This is a genomic window from Chitinophaga sp., from assembly GCF_036566945.1.
Taxonomy (GTDB): domain Bacteria; phylum Bacteroidota; class Bacteroidia; order Chitinophagales; family Chitinophagaceae; genus Chitinophaga.
This window is the reverse complement of record NZ_DATCVJ010000349.1, coordinates 1-9,546: the sequence shown is the minus strand read 5'-3', so window position 1 is coordinate 9,546 and position 9,546 is coordinate 1. Positions and strand designations below refer to the sequence as shown.

Genomic DNA, 9,546 nt, shown 5'->3' with positions numbered 1-9,546 from the left:
CCTTGACTTACCTATCTTTTTAACCATCTTTTTACGTTTTATAACTTTATGGTATGCATCGGTACTCCAGCGCCATCAAACACAGCCTGCATCTGATGCACCTGCCACTCGCCCGCTTTGCTGCTGACACGCTTTTTCAGTCGGAGCAGCCCAAACCTGAAATTCTCATTTTTGATATAGGCTGGCATCTGGTAGTAAATAGAATTGGAATTATCAGTGAACACCGTGCTTTCGAACGCATCAAAATAGGCGCTATCACTGCCTAGCCATTCTGTTACATATTGCTGTATGGTGGTACCCGGCATAATGGGGAACAAACTAATGATGATGCTTCTGCCACCTTCTGCTAAAAATGCAGGCAGCCCTTTTATAATCTGGCTCAGGACTTCCATACCTGTTACCCCACCGCTCCAGAAATTTTCTCCGGCCCGCGTCAGTACATCGGGGTTATAGGGTGGATTGGCGATGATCAGGTCAAAATCGCCTTCCACCGGCTGATACAGATCCCCTAACAGGAATTTTGCGTTATGGACCCCGTTCAGTTGCGCATTGAATTCAGCAAAAGCGATGGCTCTGGGGTTAATATCTATTCCAATCACCTCTTCACTGTGGCTCGCCGCCAGGATAGCATGTACACCGGAGCCGGTGCATAAATCCAGGGTCCTTTTTAAGGGCTTGCGTTCCACTACCCCACCAAGAATATAAGACTCGGTAAACAGGTACATGATCTGGTTGATGGCATCATTCTTTACGATATGATCTGTTACAATGTATTTATCATAACAGGGAAACAAACAAAAATCGGAGGTCACTTCGCCTGCCTCTACGTTAATCAGGTTCATCTGCTGCAGGGATTCCAGCTGTTTTATAGAAAGAATCTCCTCCAGTTGGATCATGAGCACCGCTTTCTGGCGAATGAACAGGTCGAGTAACAGGGTTACCTTGTCCTGGATGCTGGGCGTGCCATTAAAGAAAGGGATACCGCTCATGCTGTTTACACCCAGTCTTGCTGCGCATGCAGCTAATGTATATCCGGCAGCCCTTAAACCATTGATCGCATCCGCCATCAGCTCTTCTCCGATGACGTGGGGCTGGGAAATTTGCTTAAAATATGGTTTCATATAAAAAGGATATTTATGCAGGATTCATGGATTTGAGACTGGCTGCCAGATTTTCCAGGCAATTAATCACACGCGCTTCCCCCCAGGACAAATCGACTTTAAATGCTATTTCATTCACGCCATCCGCAGACAGGTTGCCATATCCGGGATCTACCAGCCATGCCACCCTGCCCTGTTCTTTAGCCGCTTTTCTATACTGCACCGTTTTTTCTGCCGAATGCAGGTCAGGTGTTACCAGTATATGAACGCCGAGCTCTCCGGCCTTCTTAAAAGCCGTTTCATCATGTGCGGCTGTCATACATACCCATATCGGCAATTCCTTCTGTAATGGTCTTGGAAACACCTTTAGCTCCACTTCCTTACCCACGCCATTCATGCGCTTTACAGATTCTCCTTTCCACAATCCCCTGAGTTCTGCCACATGCCTGTTCATGGCCTCATCAAAATCTGCCGCCACCATCACCCCAATACGGCCATTAGAGAGATTATCAACAATAGACCAATCTTCTACCGAGCGTATCGCATCTCTTCTATCAGGCGATAAACACTGGCCGCGAAGCGCAATTCTTTTTGTTTGCACCGATAGCGTAGATTGTATAATGGTGGGATTCTGTTTTACATCAGCTGCCTCCATCACCCAGGCAAAACTGAAACCGGCACGGTCTGCATACTGTACTGCTTTCTGCAGCAGCGCCAAATAACCCCGGCCGGGCAGACTGCGGTCTATTGTAAAACACAGTCCTATTTCTTCCTGTATAACATCTAAATTGTGCATACTTTTAATCATAAGAGTTATTGAAAGTGGCGCAATCCGCCAGTTATTTACTAAGCCATTTTTTCACTATTTTTTTACCACTGCAGTCAGGACATTTTTCGAAATATTCCGTTGCGATATATTTTGCCAATCCATAGTTCTCATCTTTCAGATAATACACCAGCTCCACCAGGTCAGTAGGGGTAAATACATTGGGGATTCTGTTGAGGTATTTTTTATCGACCAATGCTTTTGTTTTTTCCTCTCCTTCTTCCCTGTAGACTTTAAATATCTTGCTGGTCGTGCTGGGGTATTGGTTATCAAATTCTATGGAGAAGCAGGGCGTAACGTTCATGCCGGTAGTGATTTCACAAAGCCTGCGCTCTATTTTTTCAGAACGCTCGGAATTACCGAAATACACGAAGCCTGATTTGTTTTTCATAGAGTAAATACCAAGTCCTTTGAAGCCCTGTGCATCGCCACCCTGAAACACCAGGGTGTCTGACTTGCCCAGGTACAATTCAAAACCTGGCCCGTATTGCATTTCCGCCTCTACCTGCGCCATGGGTTTTAGTACCTCTGCCAACAGTGAAGGACTAAAATGAGTATAATCAAGGATCGCTATCAGCAGCTTTGCATAGTCTTCTGCGGTGGTGTGAATATGACTCATGATGAAGGGCTCGGTATTTTTCCATCGCTTTATATATCGCCCAAACTGATCATGCGCTTCTGCGTGGTTCACATCGCCTTCTCCATTTGATGTGGTATAGGTATTTTTCAGTTGCAGGGGTTCATATACTTCTTCTTTTAAAATCTGCTCAATCGGCTTGTTCCTGATTTTGGCTATCACCATAGACAGATATACATAGCCTTCACCTGAATAAGAATACGTGGAGCCAGGGGTTTCTATAATTTCCAGCTTGTTTTTATCATTCTGGTAAATATGGTTTTCGATGCCAGATGTATGGCTCAACACCATACGGGGGGTAATCAGCTTATAGCGTGGATCGTGCTGCAGTTTCTCATAATCCAGGTACCTATACATCGGTGTATCCAGCTGTATCAGCCCCTCATCCATCAGTTTGTAAGCCACAAAGGCCACAAAACTTTTAGACAGGGAAGCCGCCTGAAATTTTGTATTGACATCCACCTGCTGATGGGGAGTGACATGCATATCCAGATAACCATAGCCACCGGAAAAAACAACTTTACCATTGTCAATCACCGCGATGGAGGCTCCCGGTACCGCTACTTCTTTCATCACAAATGCAATCTGCCTGTTGACATCCCGCACGTTGAAAGTTTGTCCATTTACCACATAATGTGATTGTGCATGGCTACTAAAAGCATACAGAAAGCTGATGGCAAACAACAATAAAAAAGTCTTCACCAGTGACAGGGCTGAGCGGTCTTCCAGCAGCGGCTTCCGTGTACCGCCATAATACAATTCCAGGGAGTGTATTTCGCCGGTGGTCAGGTACATATTTTCATACGGGTTAGAGGATGGTACAACAGTCACCAGGTGCAATGGCCAGTGAATAATAAAATCATTCACCCCTTTACGAACCATTTCCGCTGGCAGATGGAGCCTGTTTTTTGCCCATTCCCTACCAGTTGTGGTACTGCCTATAACTTTACCATTGAGTTCAAATACGATCTTCCCGGTCTGATTAGCAGGTATCCGGTGTACCAGTTCCAGCTCCATTTCCGTTCCATCTTCGCCGGCAATAATCCTAAAACGGGAATGCTTGTAATGCTCCCTGTAATAAGCTGTATTCTCCAGCTTATTACTCAGATTATACCGGTATCCATCATGATAGCAGGGTTGCAGCAAATTCACGCGCTCCACGCCACTGCAATGTTCTTCATCTCTCAACTGGTCCAGCGCTGCACCATCCTCCTGCAATGCATCCAGAATAGCATCATACAAAGGCTTATTAAAAGCCGCTGTACCATCGCTCTGTAAGGTCAGGAGAATATAGGTGGAGAAAATGCCACTCTCCACCAAAAATCCGAAGTCTTTATTTAACCGCCCCGGACAGGTACTGTTCATGGCCTTTGCATACGCCAACATGTAATCGGCAATATTGTAGTAAGACAATGCCTGTTTACAATGATAACTGATCACCTCCCTTGTTTGTCCCCAGTGTGCGTTGTGGATCGCTGCCAGAAAATGACTTTTTGCATCATTCACCGCATCGTGTCCCAGCGCCATTATATCGCCTGCTGTCAATGGCATCTCACTTCCGGACATGACAGACAATACTTCCGTTGCCAGATGGTACATAGCGATATTAATACCCTTTACCGTCAGATGGCAATAGTCCAGGAACAAATCCCGCCCGGGTATTTCTCCCGCTGCGTACTGTTGAAAAATAACAGGCAGGTCTACCAGCAACAAATGATGTTTATCGCATTGCTTTCTTACCATTTGCTGTAAACTAGCGGTCATACCCGGACAGGAAGTCTGATAGATTTTACTCTCCAGTGCTTCGCGCAAATATTTAACAGCCGCCTTCTTATCGCTTTGTAGCAGGCTACATTCCGCCATTAACTCATATCCATAAGGATTGGATGGATATAAACTGATCATGCGTTCCGCCAACAAAGTGACATCCGCCAGCCGCCCGCTTTTCATGGCATCATCGGCCTGCGCACAGAGCTGATACCATGCTGACTGTCCTTCCGCATTGAACAATGGCAGGCGCTCCAGATCATTACTATGCCAGTCTCTCAGGTTAAACTCAGGGTTTACAAAAAAGACAGGCAGATTATGCTTGCGACTCATTTCTCCCAGTGAACCAAAGAAGGCATTCACTTCATCGTGAATAATTTCTTCAATGCCTATCCTGCGCTGTTCATAATTATCCATTGCTATGGTAGCAGCCATTTCATGGTTAGCAGTAAACCGGCGCTGGCAATTAATGATCCAGTTGTTTCCAGCAAAAATGACCAATGCATCCGGCTGCAGATCCAGGCAGGCATACATCAGTGTACGCAGGTCGAAGATGCTGCCATTGGTACGTGCCAGATCAATGATTTCCACCTCCTGTCCCGCAGCGCTCAATATCTTTTTCAAAGCAAGGCCGGGATTATATCCCGGATCTACCGGCCAGCCTCTTGCTACCGACTCACCCAATAACACTATTCTGAATGTATCGGACTTCGCCTCAATTTTGGGCACATCTGCCCAATACACAAATTCGTCGGCAAAACGCTCATCGCGCAGGTAAACTTTTTGCCCGTCTTCCATGGCCGGCTGCCAGATACCAATCCTTCCCGCATCAGCAGGGTTTACCTGTTGCGGGCGTGCGGTTACAGCATGCGGATCTTTCTGCGACAATTTTTCCAGTGCAGACGACAGTTCTTCCTCTCCGGCTTTATTTTCATATATCAGTTGGGAAAGCAGCAACGCTAATTCCTTTTCCCCATTTCCTGGTCGTGTTTTCATACTAGTTGTATTTGTTTCGCTCAGATGAAAGTGTAGACATCCGTTGCTACGTCCGATTTTTTAAACTGGTCGTAATTCTGAAGCATGTACTCCAGCAACACGATATCATTGTTTTCTTTCTTTATGATAATATCGCCGATCACCAGACTATCAATTCCACTCATCAGAAAACAAATGATCGCGTCTTCGGGGGTATTCACAATAGGTTGCCCACGTACATTGAATGACGTATTCAGCACAAGGGGACAACCAGTCAGTTTATCGAACTCCCTGATCAGGGCGGCATAGAGTGGATTGGTGATATCACTGACGGTTTGCACACGGGCGGAGCGATCTACGTGTGTAATAGCAGGCAGGTCAAGCGTTGAAATAACCGGGCATACTTCCAGCATAAAAGGGGAAGCATGGTCCAGATCAAAATGCGCAGCGGCTTTTTCTTCCAGCACAGATGGCGCAAATGGCCGGAACATTTCACGCTTTTTGACCATTGCATTAATGCGGTTCCGCATCTCCCCATCCCGGGGATCAGCAAGAATAGAACGGGCGCCAAGTGACCTGGGGCCGAACTCCATCCTGCCCTGGAACCAACCTATCACTTTTCCATTTGCCAGTGCAGCGGCAGCATCCTGTAACAACGCTTCCTGGTTATCGTACACGTCATAGTTGAGTGTAGTAGCTGCCAGCAATTTTCCTATCTCCCTGTTACTGTATGCCGGTCCGTAGTAAACATGTTCCATCGGCGCCACCTTACCTGTATGGCCGGTCAGGTCCATATATGCCAGTGCAGCAGCGCCCAGTGCACAACCTGCGTCATTGGCAGCCGGCTGTACATATAAATGGCGGAATGGTGTATGTTGCAGAATTTTGGCGTTTGCTACACAATTCAATGCCACCCCACCTGCCATGCATAAATTATCACTATTCGTTCTGGTATGCAGGTACCGGGCTTTTTCTATCAGTACTTCTTCCAGTACTACCTGCAGGCTCTTGGCCAGATCCGTATGCTTTTTCTGAATATCACTTTCGGGTTTCCGCGGTTGCTCTCCCAGCAAGGATATCAGCTCATCGGAATACATCCTGTTACCACTGATGAAATCAAAGTATTTCATATCAAGGTGGTAGCCCCCACCTTCCACCGTATGAATTAACTTCCTGAGTTTTGATACATACACAGGGGCTCCATAAGGAGCCAGGCCCATCACTTTATATTCTCCGCCGTTTACCTTGAATCCCAGAAAACTGGTGATGGCCGCATACAGCAGCCCTATTGAGTCTGGAAAATCTACTTCTTCAAACAACTGCAGTGCATTTTTTTCTGCATATCCATAGGTAGTAGTAGCCCATTCTCCCACACCATCTACCGTGAGTGTGGCGGATTCATTAAATCCGGAAAAATAGTAGCTGCTGGCGGCGTGCGATAAGTGATGTTCATACATTTTAATCTCACCGGTATATCCCAGCAACTTTCTGATTTCTGCTTCGGGGCGCCGGGGATCTAATTGCGCACGCAATGGACTATTCAGGTAGTCATACCCACTCCACAGCTGTCGTGATAATTTTTTTGCCGGGTCTTCATAGTAGGCAACAGCGTCAATATCCAGCAAAGACATACCTGCTTCGCGCAGGCAGTAATTCATGGCATTCACCGGCATGGAAGGATCTGCTTTCTGCTTCGTAAACCTTTCTTCCTGCGCGGCAGCCACGATCTTACCGTCTCTCAACAGGCAGCAGGCTGCATCATGGTATAGCGCAGAGATACCTAGTACATTCATGATGTCATATTTGTGTAGTGAAACTTTACTGAAGCGATACGCCCACCTTCTCAATGAGGGCGCGGTTCAGGTAATGGCTTGATATAGCAATATCGAAGGATGCCATTCCCATGGGGTTAAATAAGATAGCCTGGTCAGGGCCCAGCTCATTGAAATAGTCGGTAGATATAAGGTCATCCAGTCTTTTCACCTGATGCTCCATCAAATTATTTTCTTTGTGAAAAGCTTCTATGTCCGTATTCTCCCTGCACACTTCTTTCCAATCATCTACTATAATCGCACCCGAAAACCAGGGAAATACATCTGTTGTATAATCCCTGAGAGACACATTCAGATGCAGTGATCCTGCTTTGGGCTGTTGATTGATATATCGCTCCTTCGATGCGGTGCAGGTGATGAAAACATCTGCATCTTCATAAGCCTCCTGCCAGCTATCTGCTACCAACACTTTGTCCTGCAGTCCGGCTGATACGGCGCTGAGGTCCACACCTTTCAGATCGAATATCCGTACGGATGCAATGGCATCGCCCAGTACAGCATGCACCATATTGAGATGGTAACGGCCAATCGGTCCAAATCCGATAATACCCACTTTTACGCCTGCCGGTTTTCTGTTCTGTATATATTTCTTCAGCACCAGTCCACTGACGGAAGCCGTTCTGATAGCAGACACGGTACCACTATTCAGAATACCTGCGGGGATGCCGGTATCCGGATCATTTAATACGACCACACAATGTGCACGGGGCAAATCCTGTTGAATATTATCCGGAAAACTGGCTATCCATTTTATCCCGGACATATTGATAGACCCACCTACAAACGCGGGCATCGCAATGATGCGGTTTTTCATATCCCTGTATCGCAGGTAGGGTTTCACAGGCTGCGAAAAATCATTTTCATGAATACAGGCAATCGTGTTTTCTATCACTTGTGTGTTGTCATTCCAGTTCAGGTCCAGATTCCTGACATCCTGGTCACTCAGATAAAGCATAGTTAGCTGATTTTTAAGCTTGAAGTATATAACTGTGGAAGTTCTACGGGGTGTGCGGCTTCATATGCTGCCACTTTCTGATACCAGGTATCGTTGTAAATGGTGGTAATATATCTTTCCCCACTATCTGCAAACACGCACATCACATTTACGGGTTCATAGATATCTTTTTCAGAAAAATATTTTTTTATAGCTGCGTATACAGATCCTGATGACCCGCCGGCATACAGGTTGTACTTAGCCAGCAGCTCCCGACAGCACTCAATACTTTCCGCTTCACTCACATACACCACTTCATCTATTTTGGCGCTATCGAGAATCACAGGGGTAATGCTGGAACCAATACCCGGAATGAAGCGCTTTTTGGCGCCACCACCAAAGATGACTGAACCCAGTACATCTACTGCGATCACCTTCGTATTGGGATTCTCGTGTTTAATACGCTGAGATACACCCGTAATCGTACCACCGGAACTAACCCCGAGGAAAACATAATCAATCTCCTGTCTTGGTGCTTCCAGGCATAGCTCTTTCCCGATAGAGTTGTAATAGGCGGCGGCAACAAGCGGATTCCCGTACTGGTTAGCCCAGTAAATCTTTTCGGTCTTGTCCATGATCTCTCTCACTTTCTTCAGGCGGTTTAACAGGAACCCACCATGCTGGTCCGGTTCTGTAATCCTGATCACTTCAGCGCCCTGTAACTTGATCAGCATCTCATTTACCGGCAGTGTGTTTTCATCAATCACGCATATAAACTTCAGACCAAACAGCTTGCAGTAGGCAGACAGGGCCACGCCAAAGTTGCCGGAAGAAGATTCTATGATCGTCGTGTCCTGGTCAATGATTTTTTCATTCAGCAATCTGTTCAACAAATAACAGGCTGCACGGTCCTTGACACTACCGGTGGGGTTGTAGAACTCCAGCTTGGCAAATACCCGCACCATAGGCGAAAGCCCAATAGGCACAAGCGGTGTATTGCCTATTTTGTTTAAAATATTACTTACCATTTTATGGGGAATTAATTAGTCATTAAAAAGATGGTGTATATCTTCCTCCTGCAGGTCTGCAGACGGGAAATCAGAAGGCGTAAAATGTATCCGGTCTTCCTCTTTTAAATATTGCAGCAATGCGGTAAGATGATGCACAAACGTGGTGGCAAAATCATCTAATGCTGCATCTCTGAAAACTTCCAGGTTGCCGGTCATACTGACGGTAAATTGTCCACCATTCACCCAGGTATTACATTCCAGCAAGGTGGTGAAAATATTATCGGGATGCGATTCACTGCCCGCGTCCAGCGCATACAGCGACAGCAGCGGATTGTCGAAGAATTGTCCCAGTTCACCCAGATAATTCATTCTTACACCCTGAAAATGTACAGATGTTTCCTTGCCGGACAGGAAAGTATGGACACCATAGCCAATTCCATTATTGGGTACTGTACGAAGTGTTTC

The 9,546-nt window shown here is 46.3% G+C and carries 7 protein-coding genes; all 7 read right to left on the bottom strand.

All coding sequences use genetic code 11. The annotated features are described in order from the left end of the window. Window positions 1–38: 38 nt before the first annotated feature. Entirely contained in the window at window positions 39–1,121 is a 1,083-nt protein-coding gene (locus VIP81_RS10425; protein WP_331959542.1) for a class I SAM-dependent methyltransferase, read from the bottom strand. A gap of 13 nt (window positions 1,122–1,134) precedes the next feature. After that, window positions 1,135–1,896 (bottom strand): LLM class flavin-dependent oxidoreductase, encoded by a 762-nt coding sequence (locus VIP81_RS10420; RefSeq protein WP_331959539.1) that lies wholly within the window; start codon window positions 1,894–1,896, stop codon window positions 1,135–1,137. Window positions 1,897–1,939: 43 nt separating this feature from the next. Then, window positions 1,940–5,326, bottom strand: a complete 3,387-nt coding sequence (locus VIP81_RS10415; RefSeq protein ID WP_331959537.1) for a serine hydrolase domain-containing protein — start codon at window positions 5,324–5,326, stop codon at window positions 1,940–1,942. 20 nt (window positions 5,327–5,346) lie between these two features. After that, window positions 5,347–7,098: a carbamoyltransferase family protein gene (locus VIP81_RS10410; protein WP_331959534.1), complete on the bottom strand. Its 1,752-nt coding sequence runs from the start codon at window positions 7,096–7,098 to the stop codon at window positions 5,347–5,349. Between the two features lie 25 nt (window positions 7,099–7,123). After that, window positions 7,124–8,092: a 2,3-diaminopropionate biosynthesis protein SbnB gene (locus tag VIP81_RS10405; protein ID WP_331959531.1), complete on the bottom strand. Its 969-nt coding sequence runs from the start codon at window positions 8,090–8,092 to the stop codon at window positions 7,124–7,126. Between the two features lie 2 nt (window positions 8,093–8,094). After that, a complete protein-coding gene (gene sbnA / locus VIP81_RS10400; protein WP_331959528.1) occupies window positions 8,095–9,099 on the bottom strand; it encodes a 2,3-diaminopropionate biosynthesis protein SbnA in 1,005 nt (334 codons plus the stop codon). Window positions 9,100–9,114: 15 nt separating this feature from the next. Then, window positions 9,115–9,546: hypothetical protein (locus VIP81_RS10395; protein WP_331959525.1), on the bottom strand; the 432-nt coding region annotated here is incomplete at its 5' end.